Source organism: Agromyces sp. G08B096, from assembly GCF_040267705.1.
GTDB lineage: Bacteria > Actinomycetota > Actinomycetes > Actinomycetales > Microbacteriaceae > Agromyces.
In genome coordinates, this window is sequence record NZ_CP158374.1 from 500,525 (window position 1) to 520,697 (window position 20,173).

18 protein-coding genes are annotated in these 20,173 nt (G+C 73.3%); 13 read left to right on the forward strand and 5 right to left on the reverse strand.

Annotated elements, in window-relative coordinates; translation table 11 throughout:
• The first annotated feature begins 165 nt into the window (after positions 1 to 165).
• Both ABIQ69_RS02460 and ABIQ69_RS02465 read left to right on the forward strand, forming a co-directional pair.
• The gene (locus tag ABIQ69_RS02460; protein ID WP_350348817.1) at positions 166 to 1,518 is read left to right on the forward strand and encodes a DUF4407 domain-containing protein; all 1,353 of its coding nucleotides are present in this window, start codon (positions 166 to 168) and stop codon (positions 1,516 to 1,518) included.
• A 138-nt stretch (positions 1,519 to 1,656) separates the two neighbouring features.
• On the forward strand, positions 1,657 to 2,859 hold the full coding sequence (locus ABIQ69_RS02465; protein ID WP_350348818.1) for a hypothetical protein: 1,203 nt from the start codon (positions 1,657 to 1,659) through the stop codon (positions 2,857 to 2,859).
• A 24-nt stretch (positions 2,860 to 2,883) separates the two neighbouring features.
• Here the strand turns inward: ABIQ69_RS02465 and ABIQ69_RS02470 are convergent, their stop codons facing one another.
• Complete coding sequence (locus tag ABIQ69_RS02470) at positions 2,884 to 3,270, reverse strand: hypothetical protein (RefSeq protein ID WP_350348819.1); 387 nt, start codon at positions 3,268 to 3,270, stop codon at positions 2,884 to 2,886.
• Positions 3,271 to 3,368: 98 nt separating this feature from the next.
• Here ABIQ69_RS02470 and ABIQ69_RS02475 point away from each other — a divergent pair, with 98 nt between their 5' ends.
• The 4 genes from ABIQ69_RS02475 (at position 3,369) to ABIQ69_RS02490 (ending at position 5,939) form a co-directional block, all read left to right on the forward strand.
• Positions 3,369 to 4,367, forward strand: a complete 999-nt coding sequence (locus tag ABIQ69_RS02475) for an LLM class F420-dependent oxidoreductase (protein WP_350348820.1) — start codon at positions 3,369 to 3,371, stop codon at positions 4,365 to 4,367.
• Between the two features lie 54 nt (positions 4,368 to 4,421).
• Positions 4,422 to 5,222, forward strand: coding sequence for a hypothetical protein (locus ABIQ69_RS02480; RefSeq protein WP_350348821.1), 801 nt, complete (start codon positions 4,422 to 4,424; stop codon positions 5,220 to 5,222).
• Positions 5,223 to 5,295: 73 nt separating this feature from the next.
• Complete coding sequence (locus tag ABIQ69_RS02485) at positions 5,296 to 5,493, forward strand: hypothetical protein (protein WP_350348822.1); 198 nt, start codon at positions 5,296 to 5,298, stop codon at positions 5,491 to 5,493.
• Positions 5,490 to 5,939: a hypothetical protein gene (locus tag ABIQ69_RS02490; RefSeq protein WP_350348823.1), complete on the forward strand. Its 450-nt coding sequence runs from the start codon at positions 5,490 to 5,492 to the stop codon at positions 5,937 to 5,939. The genes ABIQ69_RS02485 and ABIQ69_RS02490 overlap by 4 nt, the downstream gene beginning before the upstream one ends.
• A gap of 42 nt (positions 5,940 to 5,981) precedes the next feature.
• Here ABIQ69_RS02490 and ABIQ69_RS02495 read toward each other — a convergent pair whose 3' ends face one another.
• Both ABIQ69_RS02495 and ABIQ69_RS02500 read right to left on the reverse strand, forming a co-directional pair.
• Complete coding sequence (locus tag ABIQ69_RS02495; RefSeq protein WP_350348824.1) at positions 5,982 to 6,260, reverse strand: glutaredoxin domain-containing protein; 279 nt, start codon at positions 6,258 to 6,260, stop codon at positions 5,982 to 5,984.
• A 55-nt stretch (positions 6,261 to 6,315) separates the two neighbouring features.
• The gene (locus ABIQ69_RS02500) at positions 6,316 to 9,879 is read right to left on the reverse strand and encodes a TM0106 family RecB-like putative nuclease (protein ID WP_350348825.1); all 3,564 of its coding nucleotides are present in this window, start codon (positions 9,877 to 9,879) and stop codon (positions 6,316 to 6,318) included.
• A gap of 117 nt (positions 9,880 to 9,996) precedes the next feature.
• Here ABIQ69_RS02500 and ABIQ69_RS02505 point away from each other — a divergent pair, with 117 nt between their 5' ends.
• Positions 9,997 to 10,386: an MmcQ/YjbR family DNA-binding protein gene (locus ABIQ69_RS02505; protein WP_350348826.1), complete on the forward strand. Its 390-nt coding sequence runs from the start codon at positions 9,997 to 9,999 to the stop codon at positions 10,384 to 10,386.
• Positions 10,387 to 10,441: 55 nt separating this feature from the next.
• Here the strand turns inward: ABIQ69_RS02505 and ABIQ69_RS02510 are convergent, their stop codons facing one another.
• Positions 10,442 to 11,074, reverse strand: a complete 633-nt coding sequence (locus ABIQ69_RS02510; RefSeq protein ID WP_350348827.1) for a TetR family transcriptional regulator C-terminal domain-containing protein — start codon at positions 11,072 to 11,074, stop codon at positions 10,442 to 10,444.
• A 69-nt stretch (positions 11,075 to 11,143) separates the two neighbouring features.
• Between ABIQ69_RS02510 and ABIQ69_RS02515 the strand changes: the two genes are divergently transcribed.
• From ABIQ69_RS02515 to ABIQ69_RS02530, 4 genes are all read left to right on the forward strand, one after another.
• Complete coding sequence (locus ABIQ69_RS02515; RefSeq protein WP_350348828.1) at positions 11,144 to 12,193, forward strand: agmatine deiminase family protein; 1,050 nt, start codon at positions 11,144 to 11,146, stop codon at positions 12,191 to 12,193.
• On the forward strand, positions 12,190 to 13,926 hold the full coding sequence (locus ABIQ69_RS02520; RefSeq protein WP_350348829.1) for an amidase: 1,737 nt from the start codon (positions 12,190 to 12,192) through the stop codon (positions 13,924 to 13,926). The genes ABIQ69_RS02515 and ABIQ69_RS02520 overlap by 4 nt, the downstream gene beginning before the upstream one ends.
• 113 nt (positions 13,927 to 14,039) lie before the next feature.
• Positions 14,040 to 14,795, forward strand: a complete 756-nt coding sequence (locus tag ABIQ69_RS02525) for an SDR family NAD(P)-dependent oxidoreductase (RefSeq protein ID WP_350348830.1) — start codon at positions 14,040 to 14,042, stop codon at positions 14,793 to 14,795.
• Positions 14,796 to 14,832: 37 nt separating this feature from the next.
• Positions 14,833 to 16,695 carry a DUF2207 domain-containing protein gene (locus ABIQ69_RS02530; protein WP_350348831.1) on the forward strand — a complete coding sequence of 621 codons (1,863 nt, stop codon included), beginning with the start codon at positions 14,833 to 14,835 and terminating at the stop codon, positions 16,693 to 16,695.
• A 25-nt stretch (positions 16,696 to 16,720) separates the two neighbouring features.
• Here the strand turns inward: ABIQ69_RS02530 and ABIQ69_RS02535 are convergent, their stop codons facing one another.
• Positions 16,721 to 18,241 carry a molybdopterin-dependent oxidoreductase gene (locus ABIQ69_RS02535; RefSeq protein ID WP_350348832.1) on the reverse strand — a complete coding sequence of 507 codons (1,521 nt, stop codon included), beginning with the start codon at positions 18,239 to 18,241 and terminating at the stop codon, positions 16,721 to 16,723.
• A 90-nt stretch (positions 18,242 to 18,331) separates the two neighbouring features.
• Here ABIQ69_RS02535 and ABIQ69_RS02540 point away from each other — a divergent pair, with 90 nt between their 5' ends.
• Together ABIQ69_RS02540 and ABIQ69_RS02545 are read left to right on the forward strand one after the other, a co-directional pair.
• Entirely contained in the window at positions 18,332 to 19,276 is a 945-nt protein-coding gene (locus ABIQ69_RS02540; protein WP_350348833.1) for an NADP-dependent oxidoreductase, read from the forward strand.
• An 85-nt stretch (positions 19,277 to 19,361) separates the two neighbouring features.
• Entirely contained in the window at positions 19,362 to 20,162 is an 801-nt protein-coding gene (locus tag ABIQ69_RS02545) for an SDR family oxidoreductase (protein ID WP_350348834.1), read from the forward strand.
• The last annotated feature ends 11 nt before the right edge of the window (positions 20,163 to 20,173 follow it).

Genomic DNA, 20,173 nt, shown 5'->3' on the forward strand with positions numbered 1-20,173 from the left:
GCGCCGCGCCCGCCCGCCCGTCCCGCCGTGCGCGCGGTGGCTCGGGCCGGCGGGCCGCTCGCACGCCCGCCCCGCTCGGCTCCGGGACATCCGGGGGTTCTCCCGAGTGACGCCGCCGGGCTCGCGGAGTATCGTGACGGGCCTGGAAACGGACGGGGGCCCACCATGAGCCGATTCGGCGACGCGTTCGCGACACTCGCGGGGGCACGCGAGGACGTGCTCGAACGGGCGCCGGGGCAGCGACAGCGCTACGTCGCCATGGGCATCGTGCTCATCGCGACCGCCGCCGTCTCCGCCGCCGCCGCATCCTTCGCCCTCGCGATGGCGCTCACCGCGCCGGTGTGGGTCGCCGTCGTCGTGGGCCTGATGTGGGGCCTCGTGATCCTCGCGATCGACCGCATGCTCGTGGTCGGGATGCCGCGTCAGCCGCGAGCCTCCGCGAACCTGCTCGTCGCCCTGCCTCGGGTCGCCCTCGCCCTCGTCATCGGCGTCGTCGTCGCCACCCCGCTCACCCTCCAGGTCTTCGAGCGCGAGATCGCCGCCGAGACCGAGGTGATGGCGCTCGAGGCGAAGCAGGCGTTCGAGGAGGAGCTCGCGGCCGACCCGCGCTACGCCGAGATCGACGAGCTCGCCGCGAGCGTCGCCGCGCAGCGGGAGCTCATCACCGCCGGCGGACGTGACGCGCTCGCCGCGGACCCCGACTACGTCGCCGCACAACAGGCGACCGCCGCCGCGCAGGCCGCGTACGACGAGGCCAACCGCGTGTGGCTCGCCGAGCTCGACGGCACCGGCGGCACGGGCATCGTCGGCGACGGCCCGATCACGCAGTCGAAGAAGCTCGACCGCGACGGCAAGCTCGCGGCGCTCGACGCCGCGAAGGCTGCAGAGGCCGAGGCGAAAGCCCAGGCCGAGGCGCGGCTCGAGGCCGGCGCAGCCGAGTCGGTCGCGCAGGCGGAGGCGACGCTCGCCGAGGACAGCGAGCGCCTCGACCGGCTCGTCGCCGCCCGCGACCTCGAGACCGCACGCTTCGAGGCCGCGGCGGATCAGAGCACCGGGATGCTGGCGCGCCTGGAGGCCCTGTGGCGCATCGGCGAGCGGAACACCCTGCTCGGGTTCGCGCATCTCATGATCGCGCTGCTCTTCGTCTGCATCGAGCTCATGCCCGTGCTGACGAAGACCCTGCAGAACCTCATGGCGCCGACGGCGTACGACGAGGTCGCGACGATCACCGACGAGACCATCGTCGAGGCCGAGCGCGACCGCACAGCCGAACGGCTGCGCGCTGCACGCGACGATCTGGCGCCGACGGTCGAGGTCGCGCGTTACCGCGCCGAGCTGCGCCGGGAGTCGGGCCGCCGCGTCGCCGACGCCTTCGTGGCCCGTCAGGAGGAGGCGGAGCTCGCCGCGGTCGACGAGTGGGCCGACCAGCGCGCCCCGTTCATCGCCGCCCGCGCCGTGCGGGAGTGGGAGCGCGACGCCGACGGCGCGCCGGTCGACTCGCCTCGAGCGAACGCGTAGCCGGGCGGTCGGCTGGTCCCACCTGACGGTGCCCTGAGCGTCCGCGCTCGGGGGGTGTCGCTCGGAGCCCGGCCTTCATAGGCTGGGGGCGTGCGACACCGCTGTCGCGGGTCGCGAGCATCCCCGGGGGAGGAACGCATGACCGTTCATTACGAGTTGCCCACCACGGCCGATTTCACCGCACTGGCCGGGGTCCACCACCCGGCGATCTCGATCTACGCGTCCACCTCGCCGGTGGTCGCCGAGCGCGAACGCGCCGAGGTCGCCGTGAAGAGCGGGTTCGACGAGGCGATCGAGCAGGTGCGCGCATCGGGCGCGGCCGCGCACGAGGTCGAGGCGCTCCGCGCCCGGCGCGACGCGATCCTCGGCGACCAGCAGCTGTGGGGCAATCTCGCCCGTTCCCTGGCCATCTTCGTGGCTCCCGAGTTCGAAGAGGTCTTCGTGCTGCCGAACCGGCTCGACGACGCCGTGCACGTCGGCTCGCATTTCACGCTCGGGCAGCTGCTGCGGGCTCCGAGCCAGGATCAGGAGGCGTTCGCGATCACGATCTCCGCGAACGAGTGGTGCCTCTGGCACGCGACGCCCACCGACCGGGCGTTCAAGCTCGACGTCGACGCCGAGGGCGTGGCGAACCTCGACGAGGCGACGAACCGCGAGCCGAACGAGGAGAAGCCGCGCGGACACAACCGGGCCGCCGGAGCCAGCCAGGGCGGGGCGAGCCGGCTCATGGGAGACGAGGGCCGCAAGACCCTCCTCGACCTCTACGCCAAGCGGGTGGTCGACGTCGTCCGCCGGGCGCTGCACGAGCTCGACCCCGACGAGCGCGTGCCGCTGTTCGTCTTCTCCGCGGAACCGCTGCTCAGCCTGTTCATCGAGCGGGTGCGGAACGCCCGGCGCATCGTGCCGGTCGCCGGCGGCTCCGACCGGCTGAACGCCGCCGAGATCGATGAGGCCGTGCGGCTGCAGCTGGCGAAGCTGAACGTGCGCGAAGCCGCGGCGCAACTGCACTCGCTCACGGAGGGCAGCGCGGGGCGCGTCGAGCGCGATCTCGCCGCGATCGCCCATGAGGCGGCCGATGGTGCGGTCGAGACGTTCTGGTTCGACTTCACCACATCGGTGAACGGCACGCTCGACCGGGAGTCGGGAGCCATCCAGTTCGCGAGCGATCACGGCGCCGGCGACGCGCTCGCCGACGGCAGCCACGCCGGCGACCTGCTGCCCCAGCTCGCGCTGCTCGTGATCGCGAAGGGCGGCAAGGTGGTCACGGTGCGCGGCGACGACCTCGACGGCTCGGTGTGGAGCGGACCGGCGATGGCCGAGCTGAGGTTCGCACTGGCCTGAGCGGGAGCCCGACCGGCAAGCCGCTCAGTCGCGCGCGACCGCGAGCGCCCCGCGCCGCGGCGAGCCGCCCGCGGCCGCGAGTTCGAGGACGGGCAGCCGGATGGGGTCCCGCCACCCGAAGCGGATGACGACCTCGTCGGCCTCCGAGTCTTCGATGATGGCCTCCACGCTGGCCGGCGTCAGCACACGTGCGGATGCGTCGCGCGGGGCCTGCTCACGGAGCGCGAGCCAGAGGCTCGTCGGGTGGGGCACCACCCCGGGGTTCGCGGCGGTGAGCTCGAGGCTCCAGCCCGCGCTCGGGCAGAGGCCTTCGCCGGTGACCCGGATCAGCCGGCTGCCGCAGGATCGGACGGCGGTCGCCCGGAAGTCGGAGGCGTCGAAATCGCAGTGTTGCGTGCTCGATCGGTTCATGCGGGCGAACCTACGAGCGGTGGGGCATCCCGGCATCAGTGCTGCCGCTGAGATCGGACGGCAGGAGCGGCCGCGCAGCGCAGCCTAGGCTGGTGCGCATGCGATTCGGAATGTTCGTTCCCCAGGGGTGGCGTCACGATCTCGTCGGCATCGAGCCGGCCCGGCACTGGAGCACGATGCGCGAGATCGCCGAGCGCGCCGATGCGCCCGACTCGCCCTGGGAGTCGATCTGGGTCTACGACCACTTCCACACCGTCCCCGTGCCGTCGACGACGGAGGCGACGCACGAGGCGTGGTCGCTGATGTCGGCGTTCGCCGCGTCCACGACGCGCGTGCGACTCGGTCAGATGTGCACCTGCATGGGCTACCGCAACCCCGCGTACCTCGCGAAGGTCGCTGCCACCGCCGATGTCGTGTCGGGCGGCCGCGTCGAGATGGGCATTGGCGCGGGCTGGTACGAGCACGAATGGCGCGCGTTCGGCTACGGCTTCCCGGATGCTCCCGAGCGGCTGCGGATGCTCCGCGAGGGCGCCGAGATCATGCACCAGGCGTGGACCACGGGCACGGCGACGTTCCACGGCGAGCACTACGACGTCGACGGCGCCATCTTCCAGCCGATGCCGCTGCAGGAGGGCGGCATCCCGATGTGGATCGCCGGCGGCGGCGAGAAGGTGACGCTGAAGATCGCCGCGCAGTACGCGTCGTACACGAACTTCTTCGGCAGCCTCGAGGAGTTCACCCGCAAGTCCGAGATCCTCCGCGGGCACACCGAGCGGGCGGGCCGTGACTTCGCCTCGATCACCCGATCGGCGAACTTCAACACCGTCATCGGTGAGGATGCCGCGGACGTCGAGCGCCGGCTCGCCGTGATCGAGGCTCGCGTCGCGCCGTACCTCGGTGCGGAGGCGACCGCCCGGTTCCTCGGCGACTACCGCTCGGAGGGCGCCCTCGTCGGCACCGTGGCCGAGGTCACGGCGAAGCTGGCGGAGGCCAAGGAGCGCGGGCTCGCGTACGCGATCTCGTACTTCCCCGAGGCCGCGTACGACCGTTCCGGCATCGAGCTCTACGAGCGCGAGGTCATCCCCGCGCTCCGCTGAGCGGGCGCGACGGCTGAGCCGTACGCGGCGGCATGACGCCGGTAGCGTGAGCGCATGCGCTGGCAGTCGGATGTCTCGCGCGGCGACTGGGTCCGCGAACGCATGGCCGACCGCTTCGGCCATCTCGCGCAGATCCTGCCGACCGGGTTCCCGGCGTACGTGCGCGTCTTCCATCCGCTCGACGCCCGGAGACCGGTCGGCGTGACGTGGCGTGAGGTCGCATACGGTCGGCGCCCGACCGCGTGGGAGCATCGGCCGGCATCGTGGCGAGAGGTCGCGGACGAGGTGGGCGCGACGTGGCATCCGCTCGTGCAGTGGCAGCGGATCCCGGAGGCGGCGCCCGCAGACAACGTCCGCGACGGAGGCGTGCCGGCCCGAGCGGGTTGGCGCGCCGACGCACCGGAGGCCGGTCGGTTGGATGCCGCGCACCTTTCCGCGCTCGCCGTGGTGCTCGCTCGGCACACCGCGACGCCCGAGCGCGGCTCGGCCGCCGTCTGGGAGGGCTGGGGCGACTCGTTCCGACGGCTCGATCCCGCCGCCGCGACCGGGCCGCGACTGCGGCTGCCGGGCCGCGCGCACCTGCTGTTCGACGCGGGCATCGCCGAGTTCGAGGCATCCGACTGGCCCTCGCGGGCGCCGTGGGTGCGCGAGGGCGAGCCGCGACCGGTGTCCCCGAGCCTCATCTGGCCCGAAGACCGGGCGTGGGTGCTCGCGACCGAGGTCGACTTCGACTCGACCGTCATCGGCGGCAGCCCGGCGCTCGTCGCCGATGTGGTCGCCGCAACCGGCGTCGAGGCGGCCCCGATCCCCGACGATGCCGATCTCAGCTCCGACGGCGACCGGGTGAACCGCTGACTCGCGTCATGATCGGCCGCCTACGCAGTCACCTCCGGTGACGTCGCCCAGCCGGCGTCGTGGAGGAGGAACCATGCGGGCTCGCCGCAGCGGCGCGCGCCGGGAGCGCACGCACTTCGAGATCGTCACCTCGGCTCTGGGGGAGTCGTTCATCCCCTGTGTCTGCGACCGCCGGCGCGATCACGTGCGCCTGACCTCGTTCCACCTGCCGGCCGAGCGGGTCGATGCCACCGAACCGGGCGAGCCGTGGACGCGCACCCGGGCCTCATGACCGCCAGACATCGCGCTCGGCCGCGGCGGCGCGACCAGCTCGCGCGCCTCGACGCCGCGCGCGCCCGGCTCGACGAGGCGATCCGTCACGAATTCACCGCGAAGCTGCCGCCGATGCTGAGTGTGGCCGAGCTCGCCGAGCTCACCCGCTCGACGTCGCACGCGGTGCGCGGGCTCGTGCAGAGCGGCACGATCGCGGCGCGCTTCAGCGACGGGAAGTACGAGATCTCGGTGGCGGAGAACTGGGAGACGATCCGCAAGCTCCGGCCGAGACTCCTCGGCGGCCCCTCCGCCGAGGGCGCGACCGCCGAGGAGGCGGCGCCGGCGCGCACGCCCGTCTGGATCGACGCCGAACTGGCACGTGCGCTGCAGCAGCACCTGCTGCGGACCGGTGAGGACCTCGAGACCGTCGTCGCGCGCGGCCTCGAACCGCGCGCCGACGCCTGAGGCCGGTCAGGCCTCAGAGTCGGGTCGAGCGTCTACGACGGCTCAGGCGGCCGTTTCGGCGACCTCGTCGAGCTTTGCGCCGAGCTCGGCGTCGGTGGGCTCGGTGAAGTGGGTGCCGTCGGGGAAGACGACGACCGGGATGTTCGTGCGGCCGCTGATGGCCTTCGCACGCTCGGCGCCGTCGACGACGACCTCGAGATCGACGTAGTCGTACTCGACGCCCCGGCGCTCGAGGAGCGCCTTCGACCGGCGGCAGTCGCCGCACCAGGCGGCGCCGTACATCGTGATGCGGGCAGGGTGCAGGTCGGTGGGGGAAGTCACGTCAGTACCCTACGCGGGAAGGCTGTGCACTATTCCCGGGCGGGACGGGGCCACGTCAGTCCACGAGGGCCGGCGCGGGAGCCGGGTCGAGCGCGTCGGCGCCGACGAGCCGGATGAAGGCGCTCAGCTGGGCGACGCCTTCGGGTCGGTGCGGCAGGGCGTCGAGCAGCCCTGGGGAGTAGAGCAGGTACGCGGCCCACTTCGCCCGCGAGATCGCGACGTTCAGCCGGTTCTTCAGGAGCAGGAACTCGATGCCGCGCGGCGCCGCCGACGCGGAGGAGGCGGCGAGCGAGACGATCGCGACAGCGGCCTCCTGGCCCTGGAACTTGTCGACCGTGCCGACGGGGACGCCCGTGAAGCCGGCGCGGTCGAGCGCCTCGCGCACCGTGGTGAGCTGCGCGTTGTACGGCGTGACGACGATGAGGTCGGCCTCGCCGAGCGGGCGCGGCGGCGCGACCACGGTGCCGGCGGCGCTGTCGTCGGCGTCGTGCCAGGCGCGGCCGAGCAGTGATCGCACCAGCTCGACGACGGCTTCGGCCTCCTCGGGCGAGTACGTCGTGTTGTCTTCGTGGCGGACCGGGATGGCGTGCAGACCAGGTTCGACCCCGTCGAGGCGCCGTGCCGACGCGACGGGGTGCGAGCGGAGCTCGCCCTCGTAGGCGAGGCGCGACACGGGCGCCGCGACCGCGGGGTGCATGCGCCGGCTCTCGGCGAGGAAGTACCCGTACTCGTCGGGGAGGACCTCGTGACCGTCGGCCACCCAGCCGAGCGCCGAGGTATCGACGGGCTCGGGGTGCTGCGCCTGGCTCACCTGCGGCAGCTGCTGCGGGTCGCCGAGCAGCAGCAGGTTGCGGGCCGCGAGCGAGACCGCGATGGTCGACGCGAGCGAGAACTGCCCGGCCTCGTCGATTACGAGCAGGTCGAGCGAACCGCGCGGGACGCGCTTGACGTTGCAGAAGTCCCACGCGGTGCCGCCGATGACGTATCCGCCCGGGAGCTCGGCGGTGAAGCTCGCGAGGTCGTCCTTCCGGGCGAGCGCGGTGAAGGTGCGCGTGCCGACGTCGGCCGGGTCTTTCGCGGCCTTGCCGACGCGGCCGGCGTCGAGTCCGGCCTCGACGACGGCCTCGAGCACGTGTTCGACGACCGCGTGCGACTGAGCGACCACGCCGATCTTCCAGCCGTGGTCGGCGACGAGCCGGGCGATGACGTGGGAGGCGACGTAGGTCTTGCCTGTGCCGGGGGGACCCTGCACCGCCAGGTAGGAGTGCTCGAGTCGGCGCACCGAGCTCACCACCGCGTCGACGTAGTCGATGCTGTCGATGAGCAGGGTGAGCCCGCCGGCGACTCGCGGCGGGAGCCGGCGCAGCACATCCATCGCGGGGTTCAGCGGCAGCGCGGGCTGGGCGCCGGGGATGGGCGACGCCCACTCGGCGATGGCGAGGCGCAGGGCGTCGCTCGAGGGCGGGCGCCCGGGGCCGACCGCCATGGGCAGCGCCTGCCAGGTCACGCCGGCCGCGGCGCGCTCCTCGATCAGCAGGCCGGTGTCGGTGACGCCGATGATCGTCGCCTCGGTCGTGCGGCGCTGGCCGGGCCGGCGCACGCCCGACGGCACGCCCGAGTCGGCCTCGTAGAAGAGGAAGACGCCCGCGCCCACCGAGAACTTCGAGCCAGGCGCGATCCGGCCGGCGAGGCGGATCTCGCGGCGCGGGCTGTGCCAGTTGGGCTCCTCGTGCCAGGCGGTCTCGATGCCCGACACCGCCGGATCGACCACCAGCACGTCGCGGTCGTTCTCCCACGAGTCGACGGGCTGGTCGGCGCGCAGGAAGTGCGCCCACCAGAAGCTCTTCGACTCCCGCTCGTGGTAGTCGATGGCGGCTGAGGCGAGCGCGAGGGCGGCGTGGTCGGGGTCTCGCCCTTCGCCGGGCGCGGTGGGGCCGGCCAGCTCGCGCAGCGCGACGGCGAGCGGCGAGGCGACGTACACCTTGCCCGCGGGGCGATCGAGCAGCTCTTCGGGCGGCACCGGCACGATGCCCTCTCGGCGGGCGATGCCGATGAGCCAGTCGCGCAGCCGGCGCGTCGAGACGCAGTCGTAGCGGTTGTAGTCGGCGAGGTCGTCGAGCACCGCCTGAGCCTCGGCTCGATCGGCGGGGTCGGTCGAGTCGGCGAGGGTGCGTGCGCGGACGTACTCGGTGATCGAGTCGCCGCCCGACTTCACGTCGGCCTCGCGCAGCTCGGTACCCATGTACAGCGGCTCGAGCTTCTTGATGGAGTACGAGCGGCTGCCCACGCGCACCGCGCGCTTCACGATGGGGTAGAGGTCGACGAGCACGCCGTCGGCGAGGAGCTGGTTGACGTCGGCTTCGCCGACGCCGTGGCGCGCCGCGATCGCCGTGAGGTGGGTGCGCTCGTAGGCGGCGTAGTGGAAGATGTGCATGCCCGGATGCACCTGCCGCCTGAGTTTCACGAGCTCGAGGAAGCGCAGCAGGGCCTCGCGCTCTTCGGCGAACGAGTGCGCCCAGAAGGCGGTGTACTGCTCGCGGTCGTCGACCATGCCCCACAGATAGTCGAGGTTCCAGCTCGTGGCGTCGCCTTCGGTGTAGAGCGGGTCGCCTTCGAAGTCGAAGAAGAGGTCGCCGGCCGAGGGCCGCGGGATCGCCGCGAGGGACGCGGCGTCGCGCACCTCGACGGGCGGGGCGAGCGGCGGGTCGCCCGGGGTGAGGGTACCCGCGGCCTCGGCGGCCGCAACGGCGGATTCGGCCTCGAGTTGCAGCCGGGCCTGCGCGCGGAGGTTCTCGACGGTCGAGTCGATGAGGTGCGGAACGGGCCCGGTGGAGGCGGCGAGCTCGTCGATGGTCGTGATGCCGGCCGCGGCGAGGGGCTCGCGCTGGGTGACGCGGAGTCCGCCGACCATGAGCACGTCGCGGTGCGCCTGCACCTCGAGCTCGCAGGTCGGGCATCGGCCGTCGTGCCGGTACCTGGGGTCGCCCCAGGCGACGGGGCCGGTGTCGGCCACGCGCTCGTCGACGAGCTGCCTGAGCCGGGCGACGCGCTGCACGTAGACGGGCGTGATGTCGTCGCGCCGGTGCTCGCTCGACGAGCCGTCGCCGAGGAGCAGCTCGACGACGTCGTCGCAGGGGATGCCGATGCGGTCGAGCTGGGCGGCGTATGCGGCGAGCTGCAGCAGCGCGGTCACCCGGGCGTGCCGGGCCAGCTTGCTGTCTTGCACGCGGTAGCGGCCGTCGGGCCGGCGGACGATGAAGTCGGCGAAGCCGATGAAGCCGTCGTCGGCGAACGTCGCCTGGTACACCACGGGTGCGCCGGACCTGAGCGCGTCGATCGTCTGAGCGACCGCCTCGGCCACGGCCTCGCGGTCGCGCACGGGCGGCTGCGCGATCTCGACCACGCCGTCGCCGAACCGTTCGCGGTACCGCTCGAGCACGCGCAGCTCGTGCTCGGTGCCGAGCATGCCGGCCCGCTGCAGCATGGCGTCGGTGTCGGGCTCGAAGAGCGTGTCGCGCCCGAGCTTGACGTCGAGCTCGCGGAGGAAGGCGAACTCGCAGTCGGACGCCTTCTTCAGGTCGCTCGCGCTCGTGACCACGGAGCCGTCGACGATGAACATGCGGCTCCTCCTGACCGGCCCGGGCGGGTTCCCGACGTGCTGCCACGCTAGCGCGCACCGCCGACACCCGGGCGCGGGGCGTTGTCCCTGCACGGCCGCCGGCGTAGGTTGACGGCCATGGACTGGGAGCGGGTCCGAGAGCTGGCGCTCGGCATGCCGGGCGCGACCGAGCACGTGAGCCGAGGCGCGGCGCACTGGCGGGTGGGAGGCCGCGGCTTCGTGTGGGAGCGGCCGCTCCGGCGGACCGACCTCGCGCACCTCGGCCTCGCCGAGCAGGAGGGGCCGGTGCTCGGCGCGCGCGTCGAGGACGAGGCTGTGAAGTTCGCCCTGGTCGAGCAGGACCCGTCCGTCTTCTTCACGACGCCGCACTTCGACGGCTTCCCGGCGGTCCTCGTCCGGCTCGATCGCATCCCCGAACGCCGACTCGCCGAACTGGTGCAGGAGGCCTGGATCGCCGTGGCGCCGCCGAAGCTCGCCGACGCCTGGCTGACGGAGCATCCCGACTGACGCGGAAGGATGCGTTCCGGGCGAGACGCACGCGGGACCCGCAGCGGCGACCGCGTCAGCCGGCGGCCGCCGCCAACGCGCCGCGCGGCATCCCGAGCATGCCTTCGACGGCGTGTCCGATGCGCGATCCGCGGTCGGCGGCGTCCTCCCAGCGCACGAGTGCGTGGGCGTTCAACCCGTCGATGATGCCGAGCAGCTGCCAGGCGACGGATGCCGCGTCGTCGGTGTCGAACTCGCCGGCGGCGATCCCGGACTCGAGGAGGCCCTGCACGAAGTCGCGCCAGACGTCCATCTCGTCGCGGACGCGGGCGGCGAGCGCGTCGTTCCGGCGGCCGAGGGCCCACGCCTCGACCCAGACGAGGGTGACCTGGTCGCGGGTGCCGTCGAGGAGGGTGTCGAGGAGGCGCGCGAGCCGGCTGGCCGGGGTCGGCAGTGCTCCGATGAGGTCGCCGAGCTCGTCGAGCTCGGCCGAGACGATGGCGCCGAAGGTCGCCGCCACGAGTGCGTCCATGTTGGGCTCGTAGTGGGCGACGAGCGCGGGGGTGACGCCGATGCGCGCGGCCACGCCGCGGAGGGTGACGGCCGTGAGCCCGTCGGCGAGGGCGAGCTCGCGCGCCGCGCGCGTGATCTCGTCGCGGCGCTCGCCGGGTGGCTTGCGGGGGGCGCGCGGGCGTTCGACTCTTGACATCTCGGCCCCAGTCTAGGTAGCTTCGGGGCAATTATTGATCAATTGATCAATATTCGCGAGGAGGAACCGATGGCCTGGCGCATGCCCGCCGAGACCGCACCGCACGAGCGCACGTGGATGGCGTTCCCGCGCGAGGGCACGACCCTCGGCGAGGGCGCCGCCGAGCGCGAGGAGGGCTACGAGGCGTGGACCGCGGTCGCCCACGCCGTGGCCGAGTTCGAGCCGGTCACCATGGTCGTCGACCCCGCCGAGCGAGCGCGCGCCCGGCGCATGCTCGGCGACGGCATCGAGCAGGTCGAGGCACCCGTCGACGAGTTCTGGATGCGCGACCACGGCGCCACGTTCGTCGTCGACGACGAACGCCCCGGCGTGCTCGGCGCGGTCGACTGGGTGTTCAACGGCTGGGGCGCGCCCGCCTGGTCGGAGTGGCGGCAGTCCGCCGAGCACGCCCGCCTCATGGCGGGTCTGGTGGGGGCCGAGCTCGTCTCGAGCCTGCTCGTCAACGAGGGCGGCGGCATCCACGTCGACGGCGAGGGCACCGTGCTCGTCACCGAGACGGTGCAGCTCGACCCGCGGCGCAACCCCTACGCCGACCGGGCCCGCGTCGAGGCCGAGCTCGCCCGCACGATCGGCGCGACGAAGGCCGTCTGGCTGCCCCGTGGGCTCACCCGCGACTACGACGACTTCGGCACGAACGGCCACGTCGACATCGTTGCCACGATCCCGTCGCCCGGCGTCCTCCTCCTGCACGACCAGCGCGATCCGTCGCACCCCGACTTCGAGGTGAGCCGCGAGCTGCGCGCGCTGCTGTCGGAGCAGACGGATGCCGCGGGCCGGCGGTTCGAGATCCTCGACCTGCCGGCTCCCGCGACGCTCCGCGACGACGAGGGCGTCGTCGACTACAGCTACGTGAACCACCTCGTCGTGAACGGTGGCATCATCGCGTGCGGGTTCGGCGAGCCCGAGGCTGACGCCAGGGCGCGCGACATCCTCGAAGCCGCCTACCCCGGCCGGCGCGCGGTCACGGTCGACGCGCGACCGTTGTTCGCCCGAGGCGGAGGCATCCACTGCATCACGCAGCAGCAGCCCGCCGTCGGCGCCGCCGGAGCGGGCCGATGAGCGCGTTCGACGTGGTCGAGGCGTCGATCGCCGAGCTCAGGGGCGCCCTCGAGCGCGGCGCCGCAACGAGCGTGCAGCTCGTGCAGGCGTACCTCGAGCGCATCGCCGCGTACGACGCCCCGGGCACGGAGACCGCGCTGAACGCCGTCGTGGTGCCCAATCCCGAGGCCCTCGCCGAGGCCGCCGCGTCCGATGCCCGGCGCGAGCGGGGCGAGCTGCTCGGCCCGCTCGACGGCATCCCGTACACCGCCAAAGACAGTTATCTCGTCCGCGGCCTCACGGCCGCCGCTGGCAGCCTGGCGTTCGAGCACCTCGTCGCGCAGCGCGACGCGTTCACGATCGAGCGGCTGCGCGGCTCCGGCGCGATCTGCCTCGGCCTGACGAACATGCCCCCGATGGCGAACGGGGGCATGCAGCGCGGGGTGTACGGCCGCGCCGAGTCGCCGTACAACGCCCGCTACCTCACCGCGGCCTTCGGGTCGGGCTCGTCCAACGGGTCGGGCACGGCGACCGCGGCGAGCTTCGCGGCGTTCGGCCTGGGCGAGGAGACCTGGTCGTCGGGGCGCGCGCCCGCCTCGAACAACGCGCTCTGCGCCTACACCCCGAGCCGGGGCATCATCTCGGTGCGCGGCAACTGGCCGCTCGTGCCCACGATGGACGTCGTCGTGCCGCACACCCGCACGATGGCCGACCTGCTCGAGGTGCTCGACGTGATCGTCGCCGACGACCCCGAGACCCGCGGCGACTTCTGGCGGGCGCAGCCGTGGATCGAGCTGCCGGCCGCGTCGGCGGTGCGGCCCGCGTCGTATCCGGCGCTGGCGCCCGCGGATGTCCCCGAGGCGAAGGCGGCCCTCGCCGGCAAGCGGTTCGGCGTGCCACGCATGTACGTGAACGCCGACCCGGAGGCCGGCACGGCCGAGCCCGGCGGCTCGGTCGGCATCGGCGGCCCCACCGGCCGGCGCATCGAGACCCGTGCGTCCGTGATCGAGCTGTGGGAGGCAGCGCGGGCGGACCTCGAGGCGGCGGGCGCCCAGGTCGTGCTCGTCGACTTCCCGGCGGTGTCGAACTACGAGGGCGATCGTCCCGGTGCCCCGACGATCGCGACGCGCGGGCTCGTCAGCCATGAGTACCTGCGACGCGAGATCGTCGACCTGTCGGCGTGGGCGTGGGACGACTTCCTCCGGGCGAACGGCGACCCGGCGCTCGGCACGCTCGCCGACGTCGACGGCGCCCGCATCTTCCCGCACCCCGAAGGCGCGCTGCCCGACCGCTACGACGGCTTCGAGGACGACATCATCGCCTACCCCGACTGGGTTCGGGCGCACGGGGATGCCACCCTGACCGGCATCCCGGAGCTCGAGGCGGGCCTCCGCGGGCTCGAGGAGACCCGCCGCCTCGACCTCGAGGTGTGGATGGACCGGCTCGGACTCGACGCCGTCGTCTTCCCCGCCGTCGCCGACGTCGGCCCGGCCGACATGGACGTGAACGAGGCATCCGCGGATCTCGGCTGGCGCAACGGCGTGTGGGTGGCGAACGGCAACCTCGTGCCGCGCCACCTCGGCATCCCGACCGTCACCGTGCCGATGGGCACGATGGCCGACATCGGCATGCCGGTGGGACTCACGTTCGCCGGCCGCGCCTACGACGACACGGCGCTGCTCGCGCTCGCGGCCGCGTTCGAGGCGACCGGCGGGCGCCGCACCGAGCCGCCCCGCACGCCCCGGCTCGGCTGACCGGGCCCGGGCGCGCGGCTGAAGGCGCTCCCAGACGGCGGGCCTACGCTGAGCGTGGACGGGCCGCCCGAGAAGGGATCCCGGCTCCGCGCCCGCCCGGGAAGGACCATCCCATGGCTCAGTACGACGTGCACGGCCGCTCCGCGATCGTGACCGGGGCTGGCAGCGGCATCGGCCGCTCGGTCGCGCTCCTGCTCGCGGCGAACGGCGCCTCGGTCGTCGTGAACGACCTGAACGCGGAGCACGCCGAGCGCGTGGTCTCCGAGATCCGTGACGCCGGCGGCACGGCGACGGCGTCGGTCGGCGATGTGACGGATGCCTCGTGGATCGCCTCCTCCGTCGAGGAGGCCAACGCGCTCGCGCCCCTCAAGATCGCCGTGAACAACGCCGGCATCGGCGGAGCAGCCGCCCTCGTCGGCGACTATCCCGACGACAGCTGGGACAAGGTCATCGGCATCAACCTCAACTCGATCTTCCACAACCTGAAGGCGCAGCTGCCCGCGATCGCCGCGAACGGCGGCGGCGCGGTCGTGAACATCGCCTCCATCCTCGGCAGCGTGGGCTTCGCGAACTCGTCCGCCTACGTCAGCGCGAAGCACGGCGTCGTCGGCCTCACGAAGAACGCCGCCGTCGAATACGCCACCCAGGGAGTCCGCGTGAACTCCGTGGGCCCGGGCTTCATCAAGACGCCGCTCATCGACGCCAACCTCGACGACGCGGCCCAGCAGTTCCTCGTGTCGAAGCATCCGATCGGCCGGCTCGGCGAGCCCGACGAGGTGGCCGCACTCGTGGCGTTCCTCGCGAGCGACGCGGCGAGCTTCATCACCGGCAGCTACCACCTCGTCGACGGCGGGTACACCGCCGTCTGACGCGGGTGCTGTGGCCCGGCTCTCCTAGGCTGAGGGCGTGTCCGCCACCAGAGCCGCCGCCCTCCTGCTGACCGCAGCGCTCCTCTCCGGGGCCAGCGCCGCCACCGCATCGCCAGCGGTCGCCGCGCCGGCGGCCGCGACCGCGGCGCCCGTGGCGGCGGCCGTGCCCGCCGACGTCGACGACTTCTCCTTCGACTCGTTCACGGGCGAGTACACCCTCGGGCGCGACGCCGAGGGCCGCTCCACGCTCACGACCGTCGAGACGCTCGTCGCGCGGTTCCCCGAGACCGACCAGAACCGGGGCATCCGCCGCTCCCTCGTCGACACGTACGACGGCCATCCGACCGGGCTCGACGTCGTCTCCGTGACCGACGAGACCGGCGCTCCGCGCCCGTACGAGGAGGACTCCGAGGACGGCGTCGTCACCCTCACGATCGCCGCGGACGACTACGTGCACGGCGCGCAGACCTACGTCATCACCTACACGCAGCACGATGTGACCCGGTTCTTCGCCGACACAGATGCGGACGAGTTCTACTGGGACGTCAACGGCACCGACTGGGCGCAGCCGTTCGCGCGCGTCACCGCCGACGTCCAGCTCGCCGACGGGCTCGCCGAGCACGCCACGGGCGCCGTCGACGCGGCCTCGGGAGCGGCAGGCGCCGACGGGCCGGCGACGATCGCCGAGACCGACGACGGCTGGCGGTTCGAGGCCACCGCCCTCGGGCCGGGCGAGAACCTCACGTTCGCGATCGGGTTCGAACCGGGCACATTCACCCCGCGGCCCGACGGGTTCACGGCCATGCCCTTCCCCGCGCTCTCCGCCGGGGGCGCCCTGCTCGCGCTGCTCGCCGCCGCGTGGGCCGGCGTCGTGCGCCGGCGTCGATTGCGGGATGCCCCGGGCCGGCCGGTCATCGTCCCCGAGTACCTGCCGCCCAAGGGGGTCGGGGTGCTGCTCGCCTCGGTGATCGGCAAGCACACCACGCACGCGATCCCGGCTGAGATCCTCCAGCTCGCCGTCCTCGGCCGCGTCCGGGTCGTCGAGGTGGAGAAGTCGGGCTGGCTGAGCTCGAAACCGGCGTTCGAACTCGAGTACGTCGACGAGCGCGACCGCCGCACCCGCGGGCTCCGCGATGTGCCGCCGACGGCCGACGACGTCGAGGCGCTGCACGCCCTCTTCGGCGCGACCCTCACCCCCGGCGAGCGCCGGGAGCTCGGGTCGAGCGATCAGAAAGCGGCGAAGCGGCTGCACGAGCTCGTCGTCGCGGTCGCCCGCCGGGCCACCTCTGACGGCTACCGGCGGAAGCTCCCCGGCGGCCTCATCGCAGGGGTGCTCGCGGCCGCCACTGCCGCGTTCGCGGCGGCCTTCGTCTTCGCCGTCGTCTCGTTCGACCAGGCCGTCGGCGGATTCTGGCCGCTCGCGACGCTGATCGTCGCCGGGCTCGCCTTCGTCGCCGCCATCGTGCTCGTCGCGAAGGTGCCGCTCGAGTCGAAGGGCGCCGAGCTCCGCGACCACCTCGCGGGGCTCGAGCTGTACATCCGCCTCGCGGAGAAGGACCGGCTCGCGTATCTGCAGTCGCCGCAGGGCGCCCTCCGCGAGCCTGTCGCCGCAGGGGACCCCGAGCAGGTGCTCCAGCTCAACGAGAGACTGCTGCCCTGGGCCGTGCTCCTCGGCCAGGAGAAGGCGTGGACCGCCGAGCTCGGCCGGGCCTACGAGCGCCTCGGCCGTCAGCCCGACTGGTACACCGGCCAGCATGCGTTCAACGCCGCGGTCTTCGCGTCGGCGATCGGCGGCATGAGCCAGAGCGTCACCTCGACGTACTCCGCCGCCAGCGGCGGCTCCGCGGGCGGCGCCTCGTCCGGCGGCGGCGGTGGCGGCGGCGGAGGCGGTGGGGTGTAGCAAGGAGCGTTGCTGCCCTGACCGCTCAGCCGACCTCGACATCGACGGTGTGCAGCCCGGTCGCGCCGTCGGGCACGACGCCCTGTTCGACCGCCGTCTGCACTTCGCCGTCCGCGCTCGTCGCACGAACGCGGAGGGTGTGACTGCCGGCCGAGGCATCCGCCCAGTCGTACCGCCACTGCACCCACGTGTCGGCCGAGATCGCGGTGGCGAGCCGGGCGGGGCGCCACGGCCCATCGTCGATCTGCACGTCGACGGCGGCGATGCCGACGTGCTGGTGCCACGCCACCCCGGCCACGACGATGCGCCCGGCCGTCAGCGCCTGCCCGCGCCTCGGGACGTCGATACGGCTCGACAGCTTCACCGGTCCGCGCTCGCTCCAACCGCGATCCGTCCAGTAGGCGGATGCCTCGTCGAACCGGGTGACCTCGAGCTCGGTGACCCATTTCGTGGCCGACACGTAGCCGTAGAGGCCGGGCACGACCATGCGGACGGGGAACCCGTGCTCGAGCGGCAGCGGTTCGCCGTTCATCCCGACCGCGAGGATGGCGTCGCGGTCGTCCTGCAGTACGGCAAGGGGCGTCGACGCCGTGAACCCGTCGATCGAGCGCGACAGCACCATGTCGGCCTCGGCGGTCGGCTCGGCCCTGGCGAGGAGTTCCCGGATGGGGTGGCCGAGCCATACCGCGGTGCCGATGAGTGAACCGCCGACCTCGTTCGACACGCACGCGAGGGTCGTCGTGCTCTCGGCGAGCGGGAGGGCGAGGAGCTCGTCCCAGGTGATCGTCACCTCGCGTGCGACGAGACCGTGGATGCGCAGGCGCCAGCCGGACGGGTCGATCTCGGGCACGCGGAGCGCGGTGTCGATGCGGTAGAAGTCGGCGTTCGGCGTGATGAGCGGCGTGAGGCCGTCGACGTCGAGGGCGGCACCGGCCGGGATGATCGCCGTCGTCGTCGGACGGGGCAGGACGACGGCGTCGCGGAGGGCCTGCACCGCGCGGCGTCCGGTCTGCAGGGCCGTCCCGGCGAGCGCGGCGAGGAGGCCCAGCGCCGCGCTGCCCCCGGCCCAGGCGAGGAAGCGCCGACGATTCTGGTCGGGCTCGGGGAGGCGTCGCACGAGCAGCGTCACCGCGAGGGCGCCGGCCGCACCGGCCACGAGTGAAGGCAGGACCGCGAGGGGGCCCGCGCCCGATCTCGTGGCAGCTGCGACCGCGCCCACGACGCCGAGCGCGATGAACACGACCCGCCCCCAGGGCGGGCGGCGGGCTTCCAGCACCCCGGCTGCGCCGGAGACGGCGAGCAGCACGAGCAGGATGCCGCCGATCAGGGCGAGCTTGTCGGCCGTGCCGAAGAGCCCGATCGCGGCATCCTTCGCCCACGGCGGGGCGAGGTCGACGAGCGCTGCGCCGACCACGACCACCGGTCCGGACTCGGGCGCCGCGACGGCGGCGGCGAGCTCGCCGAGCCCCGCCGCGACGGCTGCGGCCGCGACGCCCGCGAGCGCCTCGCGCCACCGCCCGGTGCGGCGCGGCTGGGGGCCGGACATGCGCCCAGCGTAACCGGGCTGCCGTCTGGCGGCGCCGGTACGTAGGCTGGCAGGTGGGGCGCGACGCCCCACCGGAGGAAGGGGCACGGCATGCCGTTCGCGATCCAGTACGACCGATTCGGCGGACCCGAGGTGCTGGAGCTGCGTGAGATCCCGTACTCGACGCCGGGGCCGGGTCAGGTCGTCGTCGAGGTGCGCGCCGCCGGCGTGAACCCGATCGACTGGAAGCTGCGCGCCGCGATCCGTCCGAGCGGCGAACTGCACGGCTGGCGTGGCGTCGGAACGGATGCCGCGGGCGTCGTCACCGCGGTCGCCTCCGACGTCGATGAGGTCGCCCCGGGTGATGAGGTCATCGTCTCCGACGCGAAGGGCGCGTACGCCACGGAGCTCGTCGTCGGTGCCGGACATGTCGCCCGGAAGCCCGCTGGCCTTCCGTGGGAGCAGGCGGCGGCGATCCCGATCCCCGCCGGCACTGCTTACCAGGTGCTCCGCTCGCTCGGCGTGGGGAAGGGCGACACCCTGCTCTGGCACGCGGGCTCGGGCTCGGTCGGCCAGTTCGCGATCCAGTTCGCACGGGCGGCCGGCGCAGAGGTCTTCGCCACGGCGAGCGAGCGCAATCACGACCGGCTCCGCGAGCTCGGAGCGATCCCCGTGACCTATGGCGAGGGCCTCGCCGACCGGGTCCGTGCCGCGGCGCCCGGCGGGATCACGGTCGCGGTCGACGCTGCCGGCACCGACGAGGCGATCGCCGTGTCGAAGGAGCTCGTCGCCGACCACGACCGCATCGGCACGATCGTCCAGGGCGCGAAGGCCGCCGAGCTCGGCATCCGCGCCTGGAGCGGCGGCAACCCCGTGCCGCTCACCGCCGAAGAGCTGGCCCTCCGCGCCGAGGCCGTGCCCTACGCCGCCGAGCTCGCCGCGCGAGGCGAACTCGACATCGAGATCGCGCACCGGTACCCGCTCGCCGAGGCCGCGGAGGCCCACCGGCAGAGCGAGACCGGCCACGTGCGCGGGAAGATCGTCCTGCTGCCGTAGGTCGGGGTATCCCGATTCACAGCCCGGAATCAGGTCCATCTGCTCTTCGCTCCGACCGCCGCCGGATGGGCGTAGCGTCGGCGATATGAGCAGAACGTATGTGATCACGGGTGCCGGATCCGGCATCGGCGCAGCCACCGCCGCCCTCCTCACCGAGGGTGGGAACCGCGTCATCGGCGTCGACCTGAAGGGCGCCGACATCACCGCCGACCTCTCCACGCCAGACGGGCGCTCCGGCGCCGCACAGACGGCGATCGCCGAGGCCGACGGCCGAATCGACGCGGTCGTCGCCGCGGCCGGGATCTCGGCCCCCTCCGCCCTCACGGTCGCGGTGAATTATTTCGGCGTCGTCGGCTTCCTCGACGCGCTCGCGCCGACGCTCGCCGAGGCGGAGGCTCCGCGCATCGCGGTGGTGAGTTCGATGGCCTCGCTCCAGCCGAACTCGGCCGAGCTCGTCGAGGCGATGCTCGCCGGTGACGAGGCCCGCGCGCTGGAGCTCGGGGCGGCGCTCGCCGACCAGGGGCCCGAGGCGGGCTACCTGAACTACCCCTCCTCGAAGCGCGCCCTCAGTCGCTGGGTGCGCCGGGAGTCGATCACCGCCAGGTACGCGGGCGCCGGCATCCCGCTGAACGCCGTCGCACCCGGCACGGTGGTGACGCCGATGACGGCGCCGCTGCTGGAGAGCGAGGAGGGTCGGGCGATGGTGGATGCCGCGGTGCCGATGCCGCTCAACGGCCACGCCGACCCCTCGGTGATCGCGCGCCTGCTCGTGTGGCTCACCAGCGAGGAGAACACCCACGTGACGGGCCAGACGATCTACATCGACGGCGGCGCCGACGCGACGCTGCGGGGCGACGACGTGTGGAGCTGGGCCGACCCGCGCTGAGCGGCGCGGTG

Excerpts from the sequence above, each read along its gene's own strand:
- ABIQ69_RS02460 (WP_350348817.1), top strand. The coding sequence starts at position 166 with ATGAGCCGATTCGGCGACGCGTTCGCGACACTCGCGGGGGCACGCGAG.
- ABIQ69_RS02465 (WP_350348818.1), top strand. The coding sequence starts at position 1,657 with ATGACCGTTCATTACGAGTTGCCCACCACGGCCGATTTCACCGCACTG.
- ABIQ69_RS02470 (WP_350348819.1), bottom strand. The coding sequence starts at position 3,270 with ATGAACCGATCGAGCACGCAACACTGCGATTTCGACGCCTCCGACTTC.
- ABIQ69_RS02475 (WP_350348820.1), top strand. The coding sequence starts at position 3,369 with ATGCGATTCGGAATGTTCGTTCCCCAGGGGTGGCGTCACGATCTCGTC.
- ABIQ69_RS02480 (WP_350348821.1), top strand. The coding sequence starts at position 4,422 with ATGCGCTGGCAGTCGGATGTCTCGCGCGGCGACTGGGTCCGCGAACGC.
- ABIQ69_RS02485 (WP_350348822.1), top strand. The coding sequence starts at position 5,296 with ATGCGGGCTCGCCGCAGCGGCGCGCGCCGGGAGCGCACGCACTTCGAG.
- ABIQ69_RS02490 (WP_350348823.1), top strand. The coding sequence starts at position 5,490 with ATGACCGCCAGACATCGCGCTCGGCCGCGGCGGCGCGACCAGCTCGCG.
- ABIQ69_RS02500 (WP_350348825.1), bottom strand. The coding sequence starts at position 9,879 with ATGTTCATCGTCGACGGCTCCGTGGTCACGAGCGCGAGCGACCTGAAG.
- ABIQ69_RS02505 (WP_350348826.1), top strand. The coding sequence starts at position 9,997 with ATGGACTGGGAGCGGGTCCGAGAGCTGGCGCTCGGCATGCCGGGCGCG.
- ABIQ69_RS02510 (WP_350348827.1), bottom strand. The coding sequence starts at position 11,074 with ATGTCAAGAGTCGAACGCCCGCGCGCCCCCCGCAAGCCACCCGGCGAG.
- ABIQ69_RS02515 (WP_350348828.1), top strand. The coding sequence starts at position 11,144 with ATGGCCTGGCGCATGCCCGCCGAGACCGCACCGCACGAGCGCACGTGG.
- ABIQ69_RS02520 (WP_350348829.1), top strand. The coding sequence starts at position 12,190 with ATGAGCGCGTTCGACGTGGTCGAGGCGTCGATCGCCGAGCTCAGGGGC.
- ABIQ69_RS02525 (WP_350348830.1), top strand. The coding sequence starts at position 14,040 with ATGGCTCAGTACGACGTGCACGGCCGCTCCGCGATCGTGACCGGGGCT.
- ABIQ69_RS02535 (WP_350348832.1), bottom strand. The coding sequence starts at position 18,241 with ATGTCCGGCCCCCAGCCGCGCCGCACCGGGCGGTGGCGCGAGGCGCTC.
- ABIQ69_RS02540 (WP_350348833.1), top strand. The coding sequence starts at position 18,332 with ATGCCGTTCGCGATCCAGTACGACCGATTCGGCGGACCCGAGGTGCTG.
- ABIQ69_RS02545 (WP_350348834.1), top strand. The coding sequence starts at position 19,362 with ATGAGCAGAACGTATGTGATCACGGGTGCCGGATCCGGCATCGGCGCA.